Genomic DNA, 23,949 nt, shown 5'->3' with positions numbered 1-23,949 from the left:
AGTTAAACTCCCAGAGATATAATTTTTATTCCCGCACATCATTAATGATTATAAATCATACATTTATTGCGTTCAAATAGTCCAATAAGCGACCCAAGACCGCGTATTATGAAGGCACTTTATCCACAAGTAAAAGATTGATTTTTATAAAATTGTTGATATCGATGTATAAAATCACTAACAACCTGATTTAAAACAGTTTTTATTTTAGATCCGAAGAGGAGATCATAACAAAATAACACCAAGATCGCGAACCAAATTTACGATCCAATTTTCTTTTCCCCCGCTTTTATTCACTTTTTATACAGGGGCTGTGGAAAACTTCTTATTTATGATGATCCTATCAGATCGCTCTACATGATCTCTTTATGAACCATAAGTAGGCTCTATACTGCGAACGTAATTATGATTGACTTTACGTTACTTACTCTATAATATCTCGCGCTCGCAATGGCACCTATGCCAGGATCGCGACCTGTATAGGATGTTTTAACTTTAACCGATCGGATGAGATTGTTATGAAAAGAACTTTTCAACCTAGCGTTTTAAAACGCAAACGTGCACACGGCTTCCGTGCTCGCATGGCAACTGTAAATGGCCGTAAAGTATTAGCACGTCGCCGCGCTAAAGGCCGCAAAGTTCTTTCTGCTTAATTTATAAGTGGAAGACTTTAGCTTTGGCAGGGAGTTACGTCTGTTAACTCCCTCGCATTACTCTCGCATATTTAATGAACCCGCTCGGGCTGCAACTCCTTTCTTTACTCTATTAGCTAAACCAAATGACCAAGAAAAACCTCGGTTAGGTCTTACTGTTGCTAAAAAACGCGTAAAAAAGGCATGCCAACGAAACCGTATTAAACGTCTCGCTCGCGAAAGTTTTCGTTTAAATCAACACAGCATCGATAATATTGATATTGTGCTTATGGTGAAAAGTGGTATTGATGAACAGTCTAATGAAGAATTAACCAAACAACTTACTAAATTATGGCGAAAAATTAACGAACGCTGTAAACCAGGTGCACCTAAACCGCCACCTTTTAAGAAACGCCCAAACAAATCAGCTAAATCTAATAAACAAACCTAATTGCAATAGAATTGCAGGGTTAATTAATGTATCTTTAGCTCACCTTTTAATCATGCATTTAAAATTTCTAATTGAGTCTTTAAATACATGATATCTATCTCACTAAACTTAAGTAGGGGCATAAACATCATGAGGTTAATTAAACCACTTGTTGCTTTTCCTAAGATTTGTTTAGTGTTATTTATCCGCGGTTATCAAAAGTGGATTAGCCCGCTGTTAGGTCCGCATTGTCGTTTTAATCCAAGCTGCTCACATTATGCAATTCAAGCAATTAATTTGCATGGATTTATAAAAGGTAGTTGGTTAGCTTTAAAACGCATATTAAAATGCCATCCTTTACATTCAGGTGGAGACGACCCCGTACCTGAAAAATTAACCCATATTAACCACCAACACGAGAAATAAGAGCTGTTATGGAATCGCAACGCACGTTTTTATTAATTGGCCTAATGCTAGTGTCGTTTTTATTGTTCCAAGAATGGGATAATGATTACAACAAGCCTAAAGTCGATCCAAGTGCCACAACACAAACACTACAAGCAAATTCACCAGAGTCGGATGATTATATTCCTTCATCGTCAGATTCAGGTTTACCCGCTTCAGCAACTTTAGCTAAACGTTCAGTTATTGAAATCACAACTGACGTTTTTAAAGTTAAAATTGACACCAAAGGCGGTGACATTGTTGAAACAGACCTTCTTCAATACGAAGAAACTAAAGGAAGTGAAACACCTTATATGCTTCTTGGTCAGCTTGATAGTGGCAAACAATACTTTTCACAAAGTGGCTTAATTGGCTTAAATGGCCCTGACGCGTCAGCTAACGGTCGCCCTACTTATAGTACCGAACAAAAATCATATACCTTAACGGGTGATGAGCTTCGCGTTCCACTTCAGTTTACTGATAGTAATGGTGTTAGTTTTACTAAAACATATGTATTCAAAAAAGGTCAGTATGACGTAGGCTTAGAATACAAAATTAACAACACTACCAGCGCACCTCTTCAAGTACAGCTGTACACGCAAATTAAGCGTACCGTACAAGAAAAAGGTAGCATGGTTGATCAAAACTATTTAGGTGCTGCATACGGTACTGACGAAGAACCATACGAAAAGTATAGTTTTTCAGATATGGCTGATAAAAACCTAAACAAAAACACGCAAGGTGGTTATGTTGCATTTATACAACATTACTTTGTAAGTGCTTGGGTTCCAATGCAGGATCAAACAAATACAATTTATAGCTTAATTACAAAAAGTAATGCCGCTATTATTGGTGCTAAAGATCCCGCTGTAAATATTCAAGCTGGTAGTGAGCAAACACTAACTGCTACTTATTATATGGGTCCGAAAGAGTCAGATATTCTTGAAGCAATTCACCCAGACTTAGACTTAACTGTAGATTACGGTTGGTTATGGTTTATTTCGCAACCTTTATTTGTATTGCTAAAATGGCTACATAGCATTTTAGGTAACTGGGGGGTAGCAATTATTGCCATCACTATTATCGTTAAATCGTTAATGTACCCACTTACTAAAGCGCAATACACTTCAATGGCAAAAATGCGTGCCCTACAGCCTAAAATGGCAGCTCTTAAAGAAAAGTTTGGTGACGACCGTCAAAAGTTCGGCCAAGCAACTATGGAAATGTACAAAAAAGAAAAAGTTAACCCAATGGGTGGCTGTTTCCCTATTTTGCTACAAATGCCAATTTTCTTAGCCTTGTTCTACGTATTCTTAGAGTCTACTGAACTTCGCCATGCTGAATTTATTTTTTGGTTAACTGACCTTTCTGCACAAGACCCGTACTACGTATTACCAATCTTATTTGGTGCGAGTATGTTTGTGACGCAAAAACTTCAGCCTATGACGGTAACTGATCCAATGCAGCAAAAAATGATGACCTTTATGCCGGTTATCTTCTCTGTATTCTTCTTATGGTTCCCATCGGGTTTAGTTCTTTACTGGTTAGTGTCTAACCTTATTTCTATTGTCCAGATGTTAATCATCTACCGTGGCATGGAAAAGAAAGGAATTAAAGTAAGAGGCTAGCGCCTATACCCAAGCCACATCAAGATGCAAAATTCAGCGTTTCACAGGGGCTTAAGATCAAGGCGTTACTTTGCAAGAATGGCAGTCCCTTTTAAAAAGTAACAACGATGAAATTAAGTACCTGTGAAACGCCCAAAGGGTTGGTTTAAAAGCGATTTATACTGCGTTATTGATTTTAACAATAGAACCACTATTATTCTCAATCAATGCCTTGCCTAAATAGCTTTTAACTCCAACTGAAACTCGCATCTTGAGATGGCTTGGGTATATTACTTATATAAAGGCGACTTCGGTCGCCTTTTTTATTGCCTGTTTTTCACCAGAGTATTCGCGAGTGTTTATTTCATAGGTTACAATACCGCCATAAAGTTACTCATCGTTGGCAAATTAATAGCATGATCAATCAAGATACAATTGCAGCACAAGCAACTGCCCCCGGACGTGGTGGTGTTGGTATTATTCGCGTTTCAGGTAGCCTTGCTAAAAGTGTCGCCGAAAAAGTAGTAGGTAAAATTCCTAAAGTTCGCTACGCCGATTACGTGCCATTTAAAAGCCTAGCTGGCGAGCAACTTGACCAAGGTATTGCCATTTACTTTGCAGGTCCTAACTCATTTACTGGTGAAGACGTACTTGAATTACAAGGCCACGGCGGTCCTGTAGTACTTGATATGCTACTTAAAGAAATTAGTAAAATAGAGGGCGTTCGTTTAGCAAAGCCTGGTGAGTTTTCTGAGCGCGCATTTATGAATGACAAGCTTGATTTAACACAAGCAGAGGCCATCGCCGACTTAATTAATGCTACGAGCGAACAAGCTGCCAAAAGCGCCCTACAGTCTCTCCAAGGTGAATTTTCTAAACACATAGAAACGCTTGTAGAAAAAGTAATTCACTTACGTATGTATGTAGAAGCGGCAATAGATTTTCCAGATGAAGAAATTGATTTTTTATCAGACGGTAAAGTATCAGGCGACTTAGACGCCATTATTACCCAGCTTAATACCGTAACCAACCAAGCAAAACAAGGTAGCATCATGCGCGAAGGTATGCGTGTTGTTATTGCTGGTCGCCCAAATGCCGGTAAATCAAGCCTACTAAACGCCCTAGCCGGTCGTGAAGCTGCAATCGTAACAGAAATAGCCGGTACCACTCGCGACGTACTACGAGAGCATATACATATAGATGGTATGCCACTGCATATTATAGATACAGCAGGCCTACGTGAGAGCCCAGATAGAGTAGAACAAATAGGTATTGAACGGGCGTGGGATGAAATAAACCAAGCCGATCGCGTTTTATTTATGCTTGATGGCACTGACACTATAGATACTGACCCGCATAAAATTTGGCCTGAATTTATGGCCAAATTACCAGAAGGTATGGGGGTTACGGTCATCAGAAATAAAGCTGATTTATCGGGTGATATAGTCGGAATGGAGCAAGAGCAACAATACCCGGTCATCAGCTTAAGTGCTAAAAATGCTGACGGTATTGAACTTGTTCGCGAGCATTTAAAAGCCTGTATAGGCTTTCAAGGCGCAACAGAGGGTGGCTTTATGGCGCGCCGTCGTCATTTGGATGCACTAGAGAGTGCTGCGTACCATTTAGAAACAGGTAAAACACAATTAGAAATGCACATTGCTGGTGAAATATTGGCTGAAGAACTACGTTTAACACAGCAGTATTTAAACGAAATAACCGGTGAGTTTACCTCAGACGACTTACTTGGCAAGATATTTAGCTCATTTTGTATTGGTAAATAAGCACCTTATTACAGATATATTTTTATTATAAGAGCACTTAGGTGCTCTTTTTTTATGTAAAATATTCACTATAAAATATGTATTTATACCGTCAATCCCAGCCAGTTCTGCCAATAAAATCATACCCAAAGCGATAATTATTACCAGCCAGATTATGTAGATTAGACAGTGAAAAGAGCCTTTAAGTAAAGTATTAATAGCGCAAGTAGCACCCATTTTAAGGTCAAAACCGATACATATTTCAAACAAAAATACGTTTTAAAATAATTATCCTCCACACAAAAGTTAGTTATAAATAGCTTTTTTATAATTACCTAGCTCATAAAAACTGATGTTATTTGCTCAATTTAAGAGCTAAAACATGACGATCAGTACTCTAAAAAATCAACTTTATACAACATATGGACAGACGATCACTGCGGCTTTTTAATAAAAATGACTCGAGATTTGAGTGCATCAAACTTTTGATCTACCAATCCACCAGCAAAATACATAAAAAAAGCAGCTATAAATACGCATTAAATTAAATATATTGAGATCACTTATCCACAAAACCTAATTTTTAGCTCAAATAAATAGTAAATTGAGCCACCTCGCAGAGAAAAACCTAATGATCTACTAAAAATTATCTGTTTATAAGCTTATTTTTAATTAATTTCGTTAGATCAGCCCAATTAGATCATTTAATAAAATTATTTTCGATCTAAATTTAAGGTTATCAACAACCTTTATATCCACATTATGATCACATTGTGCTTTTTATGCCTAGATTTATAATTAAGTCTTTCACTAAATAGTAATATCAATAACTTAGCGATTATTAAACAACCTAAAAGGTGTGTTTAAACAGAGCTTTCCCCACCGTTATCAACAACTTGATCAGAAGATTACATTTAAAGATATTTTGTTAATTCTTATAATATCAACAACTTAAGGAGGCGCTTTCAAATAAGAGTAAAATTAGCACAAAAATAGTTATACAAAAAAGCACTCTTAACTTTACTGTTACTCACACTCAGTTATCATAGGCAGCAATTAAAACCAATGTGATCACTAATATTCATGAGTTCAGTAAATCTTATTGTTGGCAGCCAAATGGGATCAGCCGAGTATGTTGCAGAGCAACTAAGCGACGCGCTTAATAACCTTGGTATTACTACACAACTATATGATCAACCTGAATTTAGCGATATTGATCAGCAAAATACCATTTGGTTGATTTGCACATCTACTTATGGTGCAGGTGATTATCCTGAAAACTTTATTAGCTTTGTTGAAGATGTGACTCAAGCTAATGATTTATCAGAATTAAAATACTCAGTAATCGCTTTAGGTGATACCAGTTATGACACTTACAACCAAGCTGGACGTAATATAGATGCCTTATTATCTCAAAAAGGCGCTATAAAAGTAGCAGAACGCTTAGAGCTTAATATTCTCGATGAAGCACTACCAGAAGACACAGCATTATCATGGTTAGACTCTTGGATAACCAAAACAGGCTTAAAATAGATAGATCAAGTAAAAAGTTATATATAAAGTTACCCACAATTTACTAATAATTTAATAGATTTTGTGGATAAAGATTGAATAAACTGCTTTTTAAAGCATGCTTATCCATGGGATAAGATCCAACTGATTCAGCCCTGTGCATAAGGTGCCTTTTTGATCAGAGCTTATTTGCTGGATGATCCGATCATATTAACACCTTTAGATCTGATCTAATTTCATGTTTTAAATGAAGATCTAAACCTTATCAACAGAAAAGCTGATCAGTAGTAGTAATAGTAATAAAAGATCTCTTTAAAAGATCCTTTATATAATTAGAGATCACATACTTAGATCTTGCTCTTTGTTTAATCATTTATCTTCTGCCAATTTCTAGGTAGAATACGCTCCCTTTTGAAGTTTACCGGTTTGATTTAAGTAGGATCCCATTAATGATTTTTCACGAAAATTTTGACGTTATCGTAGTAGGTGGTGGACATGCTGGCACTGAAGCCGCATTAGCAGCTGCCCGTATGGGGATGAATACCCTGCTACTGACTCACAATATGGATACCCTTGGTCAAATGTCTTGTAACCCAGCGATTGGTGGGATTGGCAAAGGTCATTTGGTAAAAGAAATTGATGCGCTTGGCGGTGCAATGGCACAGGCCATTGACAAAGGCGGGATCCAATTTCGCACACTAAACTCTTCAAAAGGACCTGCTGTTCGTGCAACTCGAGCACAAGCAGATCGCGCTTTGTACAAAGCAGCTATTCAAACAACATTACAAAACCAAGATAACCTTAAGATTTTTCAACAATCATGTGATGATCTTATTGTTGAAAACGATCGTGTTACTGGCGTAGTAACTCAAATGGGTTTACGTTTTAGTGCTCCAAGTGTTGTTTTAACCGTGGGTACTTTTTTAGGTGGCCAAATACACATTGGTTTAGAAAATTACAAAGGCGGTCGTGCTGGTGATCCACCATCAATTGCATTGGCTGAACGTTTACGCGAACACCCTTTTAGAGTGGATCGCTTAAAAACAGGTACTCCGCCACGTATTGATGCACGTACTGTTGATTTTACAAAAATGGAAGCACAGCCTGGTGATATGCCAACACCTGTATTTTCATTTATGGGTAAACAATCAGATCACCCACAACAAATACCGTGTTACATCACTTACACCAACGAAAAAACACATGATGTTATTCGTAAAAACCTACATCGCTCACCTATGTACTCAGGTGTTATTGAAGGTATTGGTCCACGCTACTGCCCATCAATTGAAGATAAAATTGTACGTTTTGCGGATAAAGATAAGCACCAAATATTTGTTGAACCTGAAGGCTTAACATCATACGAATTATATCCAAATGGTATTTCTACTAGTTTACCGTTTGATGTACAACTTGAGATTGTGCAATCTATTTCTGGTTTTGAAAATGCACATATTTGTCGACCAGGCTATGCAATAGAATATGACTACTTTGATCCACGTGATTTAAAACAGTCTTTAGAAACAAAATTTATCGAAGGCTTATTTTTCGCGGGTCAAATTAACGGCACTACCGGTTATGAAGAAGCGGGTGCACAAGGCTTAATTGCAGGTATGAATGCTGCGTTAAAAGTGCAAGGTAAAGATTCTTGGACGCCACGTCGCGATGAAGCTTACGTGGGTGTATTAATCGACGACTTAGCAACACTGGGTACGAAAGAACCGTACCGCATGTTTACTAGCCGTGCCGAATACCGTTTACTACTTCGTGAAGATAATGCAGATATTCGCTTAACTGAAAAAGGCCGTGAGCTGGGTTTAGTTAATGACGAACGTTGGCAGGCATTTAACGAAAAAATGGAAGTAATTGAGAAAGAAAAACAACGCATTAAAGATACGTGGATTCATAAAGATCACGTCGTTGTTGATCAAGTAAATGCATTACTAAAAACACCATTAACTCGTGAAGCAAGTTTAGAAGAATTACTTCGTCGTCCAGAGATTCGTTATAACGATCTTATGGCTATTGACGGTTTAGGATCTGAATTTACAAACGTAGCAGCACTTGAACAAGTTGAGATCCATACTAAGTACGCAGGCTATATTGCGCGTCAACAGGATGAGATCAATAAGCAGCTTCGTCATGAGCAAACAATTTTACCAAAAGAGTTTGATTACAAAACTGTATCAGGTTTATCAAATGAGGTTGTTGCTAAGCTTATTGAGTCACGTCCAGACACTATTGGCCAAGCATCGCGTATTTCTGGTATCACCCCAGCGGCGATTTCGCTATTATTAGTGTATCTGAAGAAGCAAGGCTTATTACGCAAATCTGCGTAACGATAAGGGTACATAGTGTTACAGCAACAATTAACTACATTGTTAGCGCAAACTGATATTGCGCTAACACAAAAACAACAGCAACAGCTAGTTCGTTACGTCGAGTTATTAGATAAGTGGAATAAAGCTTATAATTTAACTTCGGTACGCTTACCTGAAGAAATGATGATTAAGCATATTATGGATAGTTTAGTTGTTGCACCTCACTTACCCGGTCATCATTATATTGATGTTGGCACAGGGCCTGGCCTTCCGGGCATTGTATTATCGATTGCATTACCTAACACACAATTTGTGTTACTAGATAGTCTAGGTAAACGCGTTCGCTTTTTAATGCATGTTAAACATGAGCTTGGCCTTGATAACGTAACACCTGTTCAGTCAAGAGTTGAAGAATATCAGCCAAGTGTTAAATTAGATGGCGTACTCAGTCGTGCATTTGCTTCATTACAAGATATGGTTGACTGGTGTTCACACTTAATTGATCATTCGGGTAAATTTATAGCGCTTAAAGGTGTGTTCCCTAGCGAAGAGCTAGAGTCATTACCTACTGGCGTTAAGTTTGAGCAAAAAATTGCATTAGAAGTACCTAAGTTAGATGCACAACGACATTTAATTATTCTTTCTAAAGACTAGGGATCAGAGACACCGTGGCAAAAGTCATCGCATTAGCAAATCAAAAAGGTGGAGTGGGTAAAACTACAACCGCTGTAAACCTCGCTGCGTCTATGGCTGCAACGAAACGTAAAGTGCTGTTAATTGATCTCGATCCGCAAGGCAATGCGACTATGGGAAGTGGCGTAGATAAGTACGGCGACGTACCAACTATTTACGACTTACTCATTGAAGATAAACCTATAGAAGACGTTATTATCAAAGAAACGTCTGGCGAATACCATATGATTGCTGCAAACGGTGATGTAACCGCTGCAGAAGTTAAATTGATGGAATTATTTGCCCGTGAAGTGCGTTTACGTAACGCACTTGAAAAAATTCAGGATCAGTACGAATTTATTTTTATCGACTGTCCACCCTCTTTAAATATGTTAACTGTTAACGCAATGGCCGCAGCTGATTCTATTTTAGTGCCAATGCAGTGTGAGTATTATGCACTTGAAGGTTTAACCGCATTAATGGATACGATTACGCAGCTTGCTAAGTTAGTAAACCCTAGCTTACAAATTGAAGGCATACTTCGTACTATGTACGATCCGCGTAACCGTTTAGCGAATGACGTATCAGAACAATTAAAACAACATTTTGGCGACAAAGTATACCGTACGGTGATCCCGCGTAATGTTCGTTTAGCAGAGGCACCTAGTTTTGGTACACCTGCTATGTATTATGACCGGGCATCAAGTGGCGCTAAAGCATATTTAGCACTCGCTGGTGAAATGTTACGTAGAAAAGAAAAAACAGCGTCCGTTGTCGCCTAACTTTGAGGTAAAAAAATAACATGTCTGCTAAAAAACGAGGTTTAGGCCGAGGACTCGATGCACTTTTAAGTTCGTCAAAGCCTACACCGAGCGCAAGCAAGGAACAAGACACATCAAACGTGACTGAAGCTGTAAAAAATGCGGCTGGGCCAAATAACAGTGAATTACAAAAACTCCCAATCGAGTTTTTACACTCTGGTAAATATCAACCTCGTAAAGACATGTCCGAAGAGGCACTAGAAGAGCTTGCTAGTTCTATTCGCTCACAAGGTATTATTCAACCTATAGTCGTGCGCCCTATTGCACAAAATAGTTTTGAAATTATCGCCGGTGAGCGTCGCTGGCGTGCAGCGCAAATAGCTAAGCTTGAAACAGTACCTTGTATTATTAAAGACGTACCAGATGAAGCTGCAGTTGCTATTGCGCTAATAGGAAATATTCAACGTGAAGATTTAAATGCTATGGAAGAAGCGGTTGCGTTAAATCGCTTACTTAATGAATTTGAACTAACACATCAACAAGTAGCAGATGCGGTTGGCAAATCACGCACTACAGTAACTAACTTACTTCGTTTAAATAATTTAAACAGTGATGTAAAAATTCTGTTAGAACATGGCGACATTGAAATGGGGCACGCTCGTTGTTTATTAGCCCTTGAGGGAGAAGCACAATCAGATGCTGCTCGTTTAGCTGTCGCTAAAGCACTAACTGTTCGTGAAACCGAAAAGTTAGTTCGTTCAATTTTAGAACCAGTGCCAGCTAAAGAAATAGCTGAAAAAGATCCAGATGTTAAACAGTTAGAGCAACAACTCGCTGAAAACCTAGGTGCCAAAGTAGAAATAAATTACAACAAAAAAGGCAAAGGTAAGCTTGTTATTTCTTATACTAATTTGGACGAACTTGACGGCATTTTAAATCGCATTAATCAAGACAATACCCACCATTAGTTTTCTACATGTCTAAAAAGGGACATTTGTAGCTATTTCGTGTTACAAAGCGTCTACTCAAGTTGCAAAACTGGCAGGATTAAGTATAATTTCGCCAGTTTTCACACCCTAACAATTAGAACGCAATAAAGGTTAACTAAACGTGACTGATAAGTTAGCGAGTCCATATCGACTTGCCGTATTAAAGTTAATTTGCCTTCAGGGTGTTGTAGCATTAGTTGCTGCTGTAATTATTTGTTTTAGTTCGGGAGTCAATGCCGCGCTTTCATCACTCGCTGGTGGAGTTGTCGCAGTACTTCCGCACTTTGTATTTGGTCTTTATGCATTCCGATATATGGGTGCAAGTCGAGCAAATCAAGCGTATGCCTCGTTGAAACGCGGCAACGGATTAAAATTTATGCTAACAATTGTATTGTTTGCGCTAGTACTGAAGCATTTTCCGGTAATTTTATTACCCTTTTTTAGTACTTATATACTGGCGCTCTTTACTGGATTGTTCGCACCCGTTTTTTTTAAACATTAACTTTGGGATATAACATGGCAGCAGAAGAAGTTACTCTATCTGGCCATATCCAGCACCATTTGACCAATGCTAAGATGTGTTCGACCGATACAGGTCTCGCCTTCAATAAAGCATGTACGGATAGTGGTTTCTGGACATGGCATATAGATACCCTCGCATGGTCTATCGGTTTAGGTCTTATATTTTTATGGATCTTTCGTAGTGCCGCTAAAAAATCAACACTAGGTGTACCTGGAAAATTTCAGTGTTTTATTGAAATAATCGTAGAATTTGTTGGCGACAACGTACGCGATACTTTCCATGGTAAAAGCAAACTTATTGCACCATTAGCCTTAACGATTTTCGTTTGGGTGTTCTTAATGAACTTAATGGATTTAATCCCAGTTGACTTTTTACCAGCATTTGCAGGTTTCGTTGGTGAAACAGCATTTGGTATGGATTCACATGATGTGTACATGAAAATTGTACCTACTACCGATATTAATATGACTTCAGCGCTAGCGCTGGGTGTATTTATACTAATGGTTGGCTTTTCAATCAAAATAAAAGGTATTGGCGGGTTTATTAAAGAGTTAACGCTTCATCCGTTCAGCTCAAATAACATGTTTGTTCAAATTATTTTGATACCATTTAACTTATTACTTGAACTGATTGCGCTGGTTTCTAAACCGTTTTCATTAGCACTACGTTTGTTTGGTAACTTATATGCTGGTGAGTTGATTTTCATCTTGATCGGCGCTATCGGTTTTATGCAACTACCGTTGCACTTTGTTTGGGCAGTATTCCATATTCTAGTTATTACATTACAAGCATTCTTATTCATGATGCTTACGATTGTATACCTAAGCATGGCAAGTTCAGATAATCACTAATTTTTACAACCTTTAATATTTAACTTTAATTTACAATTGAAACTTTGGAGAAAAAAATGGAACTAGTATTAGGTCTTAAGTATATCGCAGTAGCTTTACTAATCGGCTTTGGTGCAATCGGCACAGCAATCGGTTTTGGTAACATGGGCGGTAAATTCCTTGAAGCATGTGCGCGTCAACCTGAGCTTGCACCTTCGCTACAAGTTAAGATGTTTATTCTTGCTGGTCTAATCGATGCTGTAGCAATGATTGGTGTTGGTATCGCTATGGTATTGTTGTTCGTACTTTAATTTTATTTTTTGAACAGCTTACTATTTAAGGAGGAGCGGTTGTGAACTTAAACGCCACTCTTATCGGTGAATTGATTGCGTTTACGGTTTTCGTATTATTTTGTATGAAATACGTATGGCCACCACTAAACGGTGCAATTGAAGCTCGCCAGAAAAAAATCGAAGATGGTTTAGCTGCCTCTGATAGAGCCGAAAAAGACTTAGAACTTGCGCAAAAGAAAGCTGCTGAACAGCTTAAAGATGCAAAAGCTCAAGCGGCTGATATCATTGATCAAGCTAAAAAGCGTGCAGTGCTAATTGTTGACGAAGAAACACTTCGTGGTCAGCAAGAGCGTGAAAGTATCATTGCTCAAGGGCACTCTGAAGTTGAGTCTGAACGTAATCGCATAACAGAAGAGCTACGTAAGCAAGTAGCAACTCTGGCAGTGATTGGTGCAGAACGTATTTTAGAGCGTGAAATTAATCAAGCCGCACATAGTGACATCGTTGAAAAACTTGTCGCTGAGCTGTAATTAGGAGGGTATGAGCATGTCTAATTTGACTACTATCGCTCGCCCATACGCTAAAGCGGCTTTTGAACTTGCCGTTGAGAAAGGCACCCTAGAAAGCTGGAATGATATGTTGTTCTTTGCAGGCCACGTAGCCAGCAATGAACAAGCATCATCTGCTTTAGCAGGTATGCCTACAGCTACTGCACAAGCTGAATTATTTATTCAACTTTGTGCTGAGCAGCTCAACGAACAAGGTCAGAACCTAGTTAAGGTGATGGCTGAAAATGGACGTTTGACAGCTCTACCTGACGTTGCTGAGTTATTTGCTGAATTTAAAGCACAATACGATAAAGAAATCGAAGTAGATGTGATTTCTGCAACTCCTCTTGTTGCTGCGCAACAAGAGTCATTGGTAGCGGCACTTGAAAAACGTTTCGCACGCAAAGTTAAGCTGAATTGTAGTGAAGACGCGTCAGTGGTTGGTGGACTTATTATTAGGTCTGGCGACACTGTAATCGACGGTACTATTCGCGGTAAATTAAGCCGCTTAGCTACAACACTACAATCGTAATTGGGAAAAAGAGCATGCAACTTAATTCCACTGAAATTTCAGATCTGATCAAACAACGTATTGAGAAGTTCGAAGTTGTAAGTGAAGCTCGTAACGAAGGTACTATTGTATCTGTTACTGACGGTATCATCCGCATACACGGTCTTGCTGACTGTATGCAAGGTGAAATGATTGAGCTTCCTGGCAGCCGTTATGCTATCGCACTAAACCTTGAGCGCGACTCAATTGGTGCAGTAGTAATGGGTCCGTACGCTGACCTTACTGAAGGCGTAAAAGTATATACAACTGGTCGTATTTTAGAAGTGCCTGTTGGTCCTGGTCTACTTGGTCGTGTTGTAAACACACTAGGTGCTCCAATCGATGGTAAAGGCGCTTTAGATAACGACGGGTTTGAACCTGTAGAAAAAATTGCACCAGGTGTAATCGAGCGTAAATCAGTAGATGAGCCAGTTCAAACTGGTTATAAATCTATCGATGCGATGATTCCAGTTGGTCGTGGTCAACGTGAACTTATCATAGGTGACCGTCAAACAGGTAAAACTGCACTAGCAATCGATGCAATCATCAATCAAAAAGACACAGGCGTTAAGTGTGTGTACGTTGCGATTGGTCAAAAAGCATCTACTATTGCAAACGTAGTTCGTAAATTAGAAGAGCATGGTGCACTAGCAAATACTATCGTAGTTGTTGCATCTGCTTCTGAATCTGCGGCACTGCAGTACTTAGCACCGTTCGCGGGCTGTACTATGGGTGAATACTTCCGTGACCGTGGTGAAAACGCATTAATCGTATATGATGATTTGTCTAAGCAAGCAGTTGCTTACCGTCAAATTTCATTACTACTTAAGCGTCCACCAGGCCGTGAAGCATACCCAGGTGACGTATTCTACCTTCACTCTCGTCTTTTAGAGCGTGCATCGCGTGTAAACGCAGATTACGTTGAAAAGTTCACTAATGGTGAAGTGAAAGGTAAAACTGGTTCATTGACGGCATTGCCAATCATTGAAACTCAAGGTGGCGACGTTTCTGCGTTCGTACCGACTAACGTTATCTCTATCACCGATGGTCAGATCTTCTTAGAAACTGACTTATTCAACTCAGGTATCCGTCCGGCAGTAAATGCTGGTATCTCGGTATCGCGTGTTGGTGGTGCTGCACAAACTAAAATCGTTAAGAAACTAGGTGGCGGTATTCGTCTAGCCCTAGCTCAGTACCGTGAATTAGCTGCGTTCTCGCAGTTCGCGTCTGACCTTGATGATGCTACTCGTGCTCAACTTGAGCATGGTGAGCGTGTAACAGAGCTAATGAAGCAGAAACAGTACGCGCCAATGTCTGTTGCTGAAATGTCTTTGTCGTTATTTGCTGCTGAAAAAGGCTTCCTTCAAGACATCGAAATCGCGAAAATCGGTGACTTTGAAGCAGCTTTACTTTCGTATGCAACTAGCACATACGCAGAGCTTGTGGCTCAAATCAATGAAACTGGTAACTTGAATGCCGAGATCGAAGCGCAGCTTAAAGAACTTCTTACGAAGTTCAAGTCTACGCAAACTTGGTAATTTAGTTATTAATGGTGCGCTTTAGGAAACTAAAGTACACCTTGATTCGGAGAGAGAGTCATGGCCAGCGGAAAAGAGATTAAAAGCAAGATCGGGAGTATTAAAAATACTCAAAAGATCACTAGCGCAATGGAAATGGTTGCTGCGTCTAAAATGAAAAGGGCGCAAGAACGCGTTGCTTCAAGCCGTCCATACGCTAATAAATTACGTGAAGTAATTGGTCGTGTTGCTCAAGCAAATCTTGATTTTACTCACCCGTTCTTAAAAGAACGTGAAGTGAAACGAGTTGGTTATATTGTTATCTCTACAGACCGTGGTCTGTGTGGCGGTTTAAACTCAAACGAGTTTAAGAAAGTTGCACTTGATGTTAAAGCGTGGAAAGAGAAAGGTGTTGATGCTGAATTTGCTACTTTAGGTAGTAAGGCAGCAGGCTTCTTTCAACGTTTTGGTGGTCAACTACTCGCTAAAAAAGCGGGCCTAGGAGATAAACCTTCAGTACAAGACGTTATTGGTCCTGTAAAAATTATGCTTGATGCATTTTCTGAAGGCAAAATAGACCGTTTATTCTTGGTATATAACAAATTCGTTAATACCATGAAGCAAGAGCCAATTATAGATCAGTTACTCCCTTTGCCAAAAGCTGAAGAAGAAGTATCTGCTCACACATGGGATTACTTATACGAGCCAAACCCAGAGGCTATTTTAGAGTCTTTGTTAGTACGCTTTATTGAGTCTCAAGCATACCAAGGTGTGGTAGAAAATGCTGCCTCAGAACAGGCTGCTCGTATGGTTGCAATGAAAGCTGCAACTGATAACGCAGGTGACCTTATGGACGAGCTACAGCTTGTTTATAACAAGGCTCGCCAAGCAGCAATCACACAAGAAATTAGTGAGATTTGTTCTGGCTCAGCAGCAGTTTAATGCTTCGGGTAAAGATTAACGAGAGGAATAGACATGAGTTTAGGTAAGGTCGTCCAAATTATCGGCGCCGTTGTGGATATTGAATTTCCACAAGATAGCGTGCCAGCGGTATACCACGCACTAAGAGTAACAGATGGCGATTTAGCTGGTTTGACTTTAGAAGTTCAACAACAGCTAGGTGGCGGTGTAGTGCGTACTATCGCTATGGGTACTACTGATGGTTTACGTCGTAGTGCTTTAGTTATGAATACAGGTGAATCGATTCAAGTTCCAGTTGGTAAAGCAACACTTGGTCGTATCATGAACGTACTTGGTGAGCCAATCGATGAAGCGGGTCCAATCGGCGAAGAAGACCGTATGTCTATTCACCGTGCAGCGCCTTCATACGAAGAGCAATCAAGTTCAGTTGAGCTTTTAGAAACTGGTATTAAGGTTATCGACCTTGTATGTCCGTTTGCTAAAGGTGGTAAAGTTGGTTTATTCGGTGGTGCCGGTGTTGGTAAAACTGTAAACATGATGGAACTTATCCGTAACATCGCAATCGAGCACAGCGGCTACTCAGTATTCGCAGGTGTTGGTGAGCGTACACGTGAGGGTAACGATTTCTACCATGAGATGAACGATTCAAACGTACTTGATAAAGTATCGCTTGTATACGGTCAGATGAACGAGCCTCCAGGTAACCGTTTACGCGTAGCGTTAACAGGTCTTACTATGGCTGAAAAGTTCCGTGATGAAGGTCGCGATGTACTTTTCTTCGTAGATAATATCTACCGTTATACACTTGCTGGTACTGAAGTATCTGCACTTCTTGGTCGTATGCCATCAGCGGTAGGTTACCAGCCTACACTTGCTGAAGAAATGGGTGTGCTTCAAGAGCGTATCGCTTCAACTAAGACTGGTTCAATTACATCAATCCAAGCGGTATACGTACCTGCGGATGATTTAACAGATCCATCTCCAGCAACTACCTTTGCTCACTTAGACGCAACAGTAGTACTTTCACGTGATATCGCATCACTTGGTATCTACCCAGCGGTAGACCCACTTGATTCATCTTCACGTCAACTTGACCCACAAGTAATTGGTCAAGAGCACTACGATACAGCACGTGGCGTTCAAACAGTTCTTCAGCGTTACAAAGAACTTAAAGACATCATTGCAATCCTAGGTATGGACGAGCTTTCTGACGAAGATAAGCAACTTGTATCTCGTGCACGTAAAATCCAACGTTTCCTATCTCAGCCATTCTTCGTGGCAGAGGTGTTTACAGGCGCGTCTGGTAAATACGTATCACTGAAAGATACAATTGCTGGCTTCAAAGGCATTTTAAACGGCGAGTTTGATGAGCTTCCAGAGCAAGCGTTTTACATGGTTGGCTCTATCGAAGAAGCTCAAGAAAAAGCCAAAGGCATGTAACTAGGAGGGTAGTATGACAGCTATGACTGTACATCTTGACGTAGTAAGCGCAGAGCAGAGCCTGTTCTCTGGTCTTGTTGAATCGATTCAAGTATCTGGTAGTGAAGGCGAGCTGGGTGTAAACCTAGGTCATGCTCCACTACTAACTGCCCTTAAACCTGGTATGGTACGTTTAGTTAAGCAATATGGTCACGAAGATGTGTTATATGTTGCTGGCGGTACATTAGAAGTTCAACCAAATCACATCACGATTCTTGCAGATACTGCGGTTCGTGGTGAAGATTTAGATGAAGATTCTGTACAAAAAGCTAAACGTGAAGCTGAAGAACATATGGCGAATTCGTCAGCGGTTGAATTTGATTATCAACAAGCGGCTACGCGACTGGCAGAAGCAGTTGCTCAGTTACGCGTAATTCAGCAATTACGTCACAAGTAAGCCTATCCGGTTTTTAAAAAGCCCACTTTGAGTGGGCTTTTTTGTGCCTGTTCAGATGACATTACCTTACATAGCTGTTAACCTCTCGTTAATGTTTTCGCATTTGAAACAATTTAAACATTTTTTATTCTCAAGTTGTGATATGGATGTTGGGTTATAACAATTATGAAAGAAGCAAATTTTCCCCGTAGTGTTAAAGAAGTCAAGTTCGGTGCGTGGAGCCTTAATCCAAAACTTCAAATAATTTCTGATGGTGAAGTTGAAAGAGAACTAGAACCACTTCTTTTTAAAGTACTTTCTTATTTGATTATTAACAAAGACGAGATCATTACCCGTCAAGACTTAATTGATGATGTTTGGTGTCAACACTATGTTGATGACAACGCAATTAACCGAGCAATGTCAGAACTTAGAAAAGTACTGAAGTCAGAAATACAACGTGGTTTAGTGGTAAAAACACATTACAGGAAGGGTTATAGCTTTTTCTTGGAGCCTGAGATTATTTATTATGAAGAAGAGCCTTCGACTTCGGGGCAGGTTAATATATTAAAAGAAACCCCTAATAAAATGCAAAAAAAGGTAATAGGATTTATAGTAATATTAGTTTTAGGGGTTATTGGTAGTATCTACATATTTCAGAGCCTACTAAATAAAAATGACTATAAACAAAAGGATACGCTATCAAAGGTAGGAACAAAAAGCCCAAACATTGTAGAGAAAAAATTTAACGAAGAAACACTCTCTTGGCTACAGGGGGTATATAGTCAAATGATACTTTCCCCAAATAACTCAACCGTTGCGCTTTCATTCATTGGAGAAGAACAATTAGATTCAGTGCTTTTATTAAAAAACTTAAATACTGGGCAAGAAATAAAAATTTCAGAAGCTAACGCTAATATTTCCCCGGCAGGTTGGTCAATTGATAGTGAACGTGCAATTTATAGTGTAGAAAGTAAAGGCAAATGTGAGCTGTGGGAAGTAGGTTTAACAAGTAATGCGGATAGTAAGTTTTTATTTAATTGTGAGTCTTCATACCCAATAAATGCGATTAATATTGATAATAATTCTCTTATTTATTCAAAGTATGGTTATAGAAACCGCTCTGAATTATCAGTTCTTGTTAATCGAAACTTAAGTACAGGTGAGGAGTTTCAAATAAGTTCACCAAACCTAAATTCATATGGTGATAAGTTTTTATATTTTATAAAAAACAAGAATAAAATTATATTTGAAAGACATCAATTTAATTCTAGTGAATTATACATGACTGATTTAGAAGGTGGCGCGCAGATAAAACTATTTGAGACCAAAAATAGAATATGGTCAATTAACTATCAAAAAGAAACCGACTCATTGTTATGGTATGACAATACAGAAGAAATTTTTTACCAATATTCGTTAAATAATAACCGTATAAAAAGTAAAACAAAAGTTCATAGTAGAAGTCGCTACTCGGCAACTTATCCTATTAACAATAACAATGTTCTAGGGTTGATATATCCTTTTTTTCATAATGTCTACAGATTAGATCTAACTTCTAAAAACTTTGAACGTGTATCAAAATACGATAGCAGGTTTGCAAGTTCTATTGGAGAAAACCTTGTGTTTTTAAGTAATGATGGGGAATCAATTAAATTAAATACGGTATTCAAAGATGGTAAGGTCAAATCAAAAAAAGTTAGCTTCAGCTATCGAGACTTTAAAATATCTTCTGATTCCCAAGAGGCTTTTGGTGTTAATGAAAGTGAAATAGAAATACTTAATTATGAAAATTTATCCGTTAGGGAAGTTATTACCCCAAAAGGTAATTTGATTTCAGCTAGTTATTTACTAGATAAAAACATTGGTTATATTGTGCAAGATGAATCTGGTGCAAGTACTCACTCTTACATTTTTAATAGGGTTAACTCTAAAAGTATATTATTACCTGTAAATAATGCATTGTGGTTTGGCCAGTTACAAAATAATAAAATAGTATTTTTGAATAATCTAGGTATGTTAATATTTTTTGATTTATCTACAGGGGTGCAAACAACTGGCTTAGAAGTTAAACAATCAACTTATAAGCACTCTTTATCGATAAATAAAAATAAAGTTTATCATTCGACTGGTAAAGCAATTTACGAATATGATTTTGCTGAGAGTGTTGATATATTGCCTAAAAAAGTATTTGAAGTTAGCAATGCAGAAGATGTTATTCTAAATGTAAATTCTTCGAGTTCAGATAGCACTCTAACCTTAGAAATAGTTGAATTGCTAAACAATGAGCTTGTGAGATTATCGCTAGAGAAAAGTGATTAACTAGTATTTTTTGAAATTATCAATATAGTTATCAAAACTTTTATGCCTTAATTTAAGTAGTTTATACGAAGACTTTCTGCATGTAATAACTTATAAACGATAAATTTATGCGCGCTCTTTCATGCGATCGCTTTTAATCAACAGTGTTAGATATAGTAACTAGCTTGATTTTTAATTTAATGTGGTCTGCATTACTAAGTAAAACTAAGTTTGATATTATAACTTCTCAGCTAATCCAATTCATCTTTGTTACCCCCCTGTGTCAGGATAGTTGTCGCCTCTAACTTTTAATAGAGGCAGATAAAATGAGACGTCGATTTACACACGAATTTAAAGTTTAAGCTGTTGAAAAAGCATTATCTCAATGTGATGATGTTCGCCTAGAAGATATTGCGCTTGATTTAGACATCGGTTATTCAACTTTACAACGATGGATCGCACTTGCACAGCGGTATTAAATTTGTCACGCCAAACCAGCGCCATTTAGGATTAGATAAAGCGATACTAGCGAAACGTCATCGGGTAAATGAAATGGCGAAATTACAGAATCCAAGCCGTTGGTCAGGAAAGTCGCGAGATTGGACAATGATCAATGAAGTAAATTTAAATCCAGAGAAAAAAGAAGAAGTGCGGGCGGCATAAAATTTAACTTGATGCGACAACTAACTTGAAAAACTCCGTTACTTAATTTTATAAATTTAAAAGTAAACTTGCGCCTTATAAGTTTCTTCAAATCGGATGCAATATTTTTGTATTTAACTTAAGGGCTTAATAGTGAAAAGTGTTATTTTCAATGCTGGCGTCACTTTGTTGTACTTAAAACAATTATATGTATTTTAGGACTTACTTATTTGACTTTGTATATATATATGCCCAAAGTATGGCGGTACTTTGGGCTACATATGCGAGAAATGCAAATGCAATAAGGAAACTAAATTTTACAGCCGTTCCAAAAATAAGACAAGTTTTTTATTATTCTAATATTTTCGATTGCTAATATTGTTAAGCTATTTAATTTCAGTAGTTTAGGTCTAATTATTATATGATTTAATAATGATTGATAATTACATTTTTTTATATTTTTAGGATAAATTAATTGTGTTCACTAAGAAACTATAACAAACAATTATCTATAGGATTAAGATTCATGAAATTTTCATTAAAGAAAAAAAACCTAAAAGTTCTTAAATCAGAAGGCTTAAATACTAATAATATCCTAGCGCCAGAACAAACGAAAATGATAAACGGTGCGGCAAAAACTGTGACGATTAGAACAAGCTGGTGTAATCCGGAAGACCCTGATGTTCAAATTCCAGGTTCAGTTACAATATTTACTGAAGTCACTAAATAGGGGGCTTTTTGTTAGTAATCAATTTATATACTGCAATTTCATTCTCTGCTGTTTTGAATATAAATACACCTGAACTTCAGGAGTATTTATATTCCAGAGAATCTGGGAATATTAGTGATGTTTTTGTTAAGAACGGTGATTTAGTTAATAAAAATGATTTATTAATGGCGTATGATAATTATGAGTCAAGAAAGTATGTTTACTCTACTTTAAAGGGAAATGTCGTATATGGGCCAAGGTTAGAAAAAGGTGGTTTTTTTTATAAGGGAGAGCTACTTTTTAAAATCAAAAACGAAGAGTTTTATGGCGTACTTTCTTTTAATAATAAGGAGCTAGATAACATTGCCTCTATAAAGCTAGAGGGTTACTTATGTTCAGACGCATATGACTTTCGTTTTAAAGTGGTCAAGGTAGACCATTCATCTATTTTAGTATCAATTAAGAATTTAGATGAGGATTTGAGCATGAAAAATAAGGGGGTTAATGAAGTTTTTTATAATTGCAATTAGTTTCGCAGGTACTATCTGCTTTGCAAACTAGTAAGTATTTTTATCAAATTTTACATTATATTACGATGGTTTAGATTTATTAAGCGGCCATAATCGCCATTTAAGCTTATTTAGTTCTATTAAATGGAAATTTTTATTTAAGAATTTTTACACTCTTCACCATTCTAACCTCTATTCTCCAAATATAGTCATGCTTTATATAAGTGGCCGTATACTTTGTCATAAACAATCTGGCTTAGTACTAAATAAATTACCGAAAAAGCGTTTATTAGCAGTATATATCTACATTCCTTTCTTTTCTTAAGTTGTGTTATATTTAACAACCGCTGGAGAAATAGCTGGCAATAATTTTAACCACTTTCCCGCCCAGGGCCACAGAAAATAACAGGCTTATATCAAAAGCATACCAATTAAATCTGTAGTTACTCATCTATCTGTAGTTACTCATCTACTTGTTTTCTAAATTATATTTACCTTGTTATCCCAAACTACTTACCCTTCTTAGTTTTAAATAGACACCAAACACGCGTATTAAATTTTAAAGTATAGGCTGATAACACTACTCGGTATTTAAGTTAGCCATTATTTATTCCCATCATGTAACAAATTAATTTTAAAGGTGATTCAGGAACACTAGTTTTTATGCTCATAATCATTACTTTTTTTAGTGGAAAAGGAGTTAGCCTTGGTTAGTATTACTTTTCGAACTTTTTATTTAGTGCTTTTTACTCAGTTATTACGGCATACGCTTTTTAGACTCATCCGAAGTCTCTGCTGCGTTTTAGCTATTTCTTTATATTTTCACCTTTAAAGTTAACCGTTATACACACAAACTTAGCAATTTTTGCAATACTGTAGCCTTGCTCGTTAGTCAATAAAATAGCGCTATATTTAACAGCTTGTGGGGGCTTTTGAGTTGTTTTTAGCTCATCTTTCTTCCTTAATTTATTGGTATTAATGTCAATAAATTAAGCGTTCAGCTAAATTAGACCCGAGCAACCATCGGGATGATACTTCTTATGTATTCCCTTCGCAAATCCATATCTATAAATATGTTTACCATATTAGCAAAGCAAATCTAATCACTATTACTAGCTTATTTACAAATAACTTTTTAGCTTAAGTGACTGAAAAAAAATAATTTTATTAATTATCCTCACATTTGCTAAATGAATAATTATCTGTGAATATAAATTCCATCGAATCAGAGGGGGCCAATAAAACCCTCTTTTAAAAGTTAAATAATTTGGAGCTTACTATGACGCTTAATGAATATTTTAGCCGTTACTATGCATTAATCTGCGATGGTAGCTTAGATGATTTAGAAGATTATTTCTGTTCTGGCTCCCCTTTATTTAATGCGACCAAGCAACAGTTTGAAACACTAAGAAAGCAATTTGACTTTAAGTTTACTTTGCAAAATGTGGCACTAATTGCAAAGCAAGACGACTTATTAGTTGTAAGAGATGTAGTTAATTTTAAAGCAGAGATAGATGGCAAAGATATAGATAAAGTGTCGAGTAATTTACATTCGTTAGTAAAAGAGTCAGGTGAATGGAAATTGCATTGTAGTACACCACTACCTGAGGCAATGGTGTAAAT

The 23,949-nt window shown here is 37.6% G+C and carries 23 protein-coding genes and 1 pseudogene; all 24 read left to right on the top strand.

Translation table 11 applies throughout. From position 1 onward, the window contains the following. The first annotated feature begins 518 nt into the window (after nt 1-518). The 24 genes and pseudogenes from rpmH (at nt 519) to RB214_RS16905 (ending at nt 23,947) form a co-directional block, all read left to right on the top strand. Nucleotides 519-653, top strand: a complete 135-nt coding sequence (gene rpmH / locus RB214_RS17020) for a 50S ribosomal protein L34 (protein WP_004335215.1) — start codon at nt 519-521, stop codon at nt 651-653. Nucleotides 654-660: 7 nt separating this feature from the next. Then, on the top strand, nt 661-1,083 hold the full coding sequence (gene rnpA / locus RB214_RS17015; protein ID WP_004335217.1) for a ribonuclease P protein component: 423 nt from the start codon (nt 661-663) through the stop codon (nt 1,081-1,083). A gap of 129 nt (nt 1,084-1,212) precedes the next feature. Then, on the top strand, nt 1,213-1,488 hold the full coding sequence (gene yidD / locus RB214_RS17010) for a membrane protein insertion efficiency factor YidD (protein WP_004335219.1): 276 nt from the start codon (nt 1,213-1,215) through the stop codon (nt 1,486-1,488). An 8-nt stretch (nt 1,489-1,496) separates the two neighbouring features. Further along, nucleotides 1,497-3,134: a membrane protein insertase YidC gene (gene yidC / locus RB214_RS17005; protein ID WP_309167882.1), complete on the top strand. Its 1,638-nt coding sequence runs from the start codon at nt 1,497-1,499 to the stop codon at nt 3,132-3,134. 395 nt (nt 3,135-3,529) lie between these two features. Continuing rightward, nucleotides 3,530-4,894 carry a tRNA uridine-5-carboxymethylaminomethyl(34) synthesis GTPase MnmE gene (gene mnmE / locus RB214_RS17000; RefSeq protein ID WP_007584209.1) on the top strand — a complete coding sequence of 455 codons (1,365 nt, stop codon included), beginning with the start codon at nt 3,530-3,532 and terminating at the stop codon, nt 4,892-4,894. Nucleotides 4,895-5,956: 1,062 nt separating this feature from the next. Next, nucleotides 5,957-6,406: an FMN-binding protein MioC gene (mioC, locus tag RB214_RS16995; RefSeq protein ID WP_309167881.1), complete on the top strand. Its 450-nt coding sequence runs from the start codon at nt 5,957-5,959 to the stop codon at nt 6,404-6,406. A 428-nt stretch (nt 6,407-6,834) separates the two neighbouring features. Beyond that, nucleotides 6,835-8,724 carry a tRNA uridine-5-carboxymethylaminomethyl(34) synthesis enzyme MnmG gene (gene mnmG, locus RB214_RS16990; RefSeq protein ID WP_004335230.1) on the top strand — a complete coding sequence of 630 codons (1,890 nt, stop codon included), beginning with the start codon at nt 6,835-6,837 and terminating at the stop codon, nt 8,722-8,724. A gap of 15 nt (nt 8,725-8,739) precedes the next feature. Continuing rightward, nucleotides 8,740-9,360, top strand: coding sequence for a 16S rRNA (guanine(527)-N(7))-methyltransferase RsmG (gene rsmG, locus RB214_RS16985; protein WP_309167880.1), 621 nt, complete (start codon nt 8,740-8,742; stop codon nt 9,358-9,360). Nucleotides 9,361-9,374: 14 nt separating this feature from the next. Beyond that, on the top strand, nt 9,375-10,160 hold the full coding sequence (locus RB214_RS16980; protein WP_004335235.1) for a ParA family protein: 786 nt from the start codon (nt 9,375-9,377) through the stop codon (nt 10,158-10,160). Between the two features lie 20 nt (nt 10,161-10,180). Continuing rightward, nucleotides 10,181-11,107 carry a ParB/RepB/Spo0J family partition protein gene (locus tag RB214_RS16975; protein WP_309167879.1) on the top strand — a complete coding sequence of 309 codons (927 nt, stop codon included), beginning with the start codon at nt 10,181-10,183 and terminating at the stop codon, nt 11,105-11,107. A 142-nt stretch (nt 11,108-11,249) separates the two neighbouring features. Then, complete coding sequence (locus tag RB214_RS16970) at nt 11,250-11,630, top strand: ATP synthase subunit I (RefSeq protein ID WP_149594800.1); 381 nt, start codon at nt 11,250-11,252, stop codon at nt 11,628-11,630. 14 nt (nt 11,631-11,644) lie between these two features. Next, a complete protein-coding gene (gene atpB / locus RB214_RS16965) occupies nt 11,645-12,502 on the top strand; it encodes a F0F1 ATP synthase subunit A (RefSeq protein WP_004335244.1) in 858 nt (285 codons plus the stop codon). 56 nt (nt 12,503-12,558) lie between these two features. After that, entirely contained in the window at nt 12,559-12,792 is a 234-nt protein-coding gene (gene atpE, locus RB214_RS16960) for a F0F1 ATP synthase subunit C (RefSeq protein ID WP_004335261.1), read from the top strand. A 41-nt stretch (nt 12,793-12,833) separates the two neighbouring features. Next, entirely contained in the window at nt 12,834-13,304 is a 471-nt protein-coding gene (gene atpF, locus RB214_RS16955; protein WP_004335264.1) for a F0F1 ATP synthase subunit B, read from the top strand. A gap of 16 nt (nt 13,305-13,320) precedes the next feature. Further along, complete coding sequence (gene atpH, locus RB214_RS16950) at nt 13,321-13,854, top strand: F0F1 ATP synthase subunit delta (protein ID WP_008134949.1); 534 nt, start codon at nt 13,321-13,323, stop codon at nt 13,852-13,854. A gap of 14 nt (nt 13,855-13,868) precedes the next feature. After that, complete coding sequence (gene atpA, locus RB214_RS16945) at nt 13,869-15,410, top strand: F0F1 ATP synthase subunit alpha (RefSeq protein WP_004335270.1); 1,542 nt, start codon at nt 13,869-13,871, stop codon at nt 15,408-15,410. 60 nt (nt 15,411-15,470) lie between these two features. Further along, nucleotides 15,471-16,331, top strand: a complete 861-nt coding sequence (gene atpG / locus RB214_RS16940) for a F0F1 ATP synthase subunit gamma (RefSeq protein WP_024597176.1) — start codon at nt 15,471-15,473, stop codon at nt 16,329-16,331. Between the two features lie 33 nt (nt 16,332-16,364). After that, a complete protein-coding gene (gene atpD / locus RB214_RS16935) occupies nt 16,365-17,750 on the top strand; it encodes a F0F1 ATP synthase subunit beta (protein WP_004335274.1) in 1,386 nt (461 codons plus the stop codon). Between the two features lie 13 nt (nt 17,751-17,763). Further along, complete coding sequence (locus RB214_RS16930; RefSeq protein WP_004335277.1) at nt 17,764-18,186, top strand: F0F1 ATP synthase subunit epsilon; 423 nt, start codon at nt 17,764-17,766, stop codon at nt 18,184-18,186. Between the two features lie 165 nt (nt 18,187-18,351). Next, entirely contained in the window at nt 18,352-20,487 is a 2,136-nt protein-coding gene (locus tag RB214_RS16925) for a winged helix-turn-helix domain-containing protein (RefSeq protein ID WP_309167878.1), read from the top strand. Nucleotides 20,488-20,910: 423 nt separating this feature from the next. Then, nucleotides 20,911-21,129, top strand: a pseudogene (locus RB214_RS16920) (IS3 family transposase); the annotation flags it as partial. Nucleotides 21,130-21,634: 505 nt separating this feature from the next. Continuing rightward, entirely contained in the window at nt 21,635-21,838 is a 204-nt protein-coding gene (locus RB214_RS16915; RefSeq protein ID WP_309167877.1) for a hypothetical protein, read from the top strand. Nucleotides 21,839-21,846: 8 nt separating this feature from the next. After that, the gene (locus tag RB214_RS16910; protein ID WP_309167876.1) at nt 21,847-22,347 is read left to right on the top strand and encodes a hypothetical protein; all 501 of its coding nucleotides are present in this window, start codon (nt 21,847-21,849) and stop codon (nt 22,345-22,347) included. A gap of 1,258 nt (nt 22,348-23,605) precedes the next feature. Continuing rightward, nucleotides 23,606-23,947 carry a hypothetical protein gene (locus RB214_RS16905; protein ID WP_166379278.1) on the top strand — a complete coding sequence of 114 codons (342 nt, stop codon included), beginning with the start codon at nt 23,606-23,608 and terminating at the stop codon, nt 23,945-23,947. Nucleotides 23,948-23,949 lie beyond the last annotated feature (2 nt).

The organism is Pseudoalteromonas sp. HL-AS1, assembly GCF_031198785.1.
Classification (GTDB): Bacteria; Pseudomonadota; Gammaproteobacteria; order Enterobacterales; family Alteromonadaceae; genus Pseudoalteromonas; species Pseudoalteromonas distincta.
Note: the sequence above shows the minus strand (reverse complement) of the source record. Positions and strands in the feature narration are given on the sequence as shown.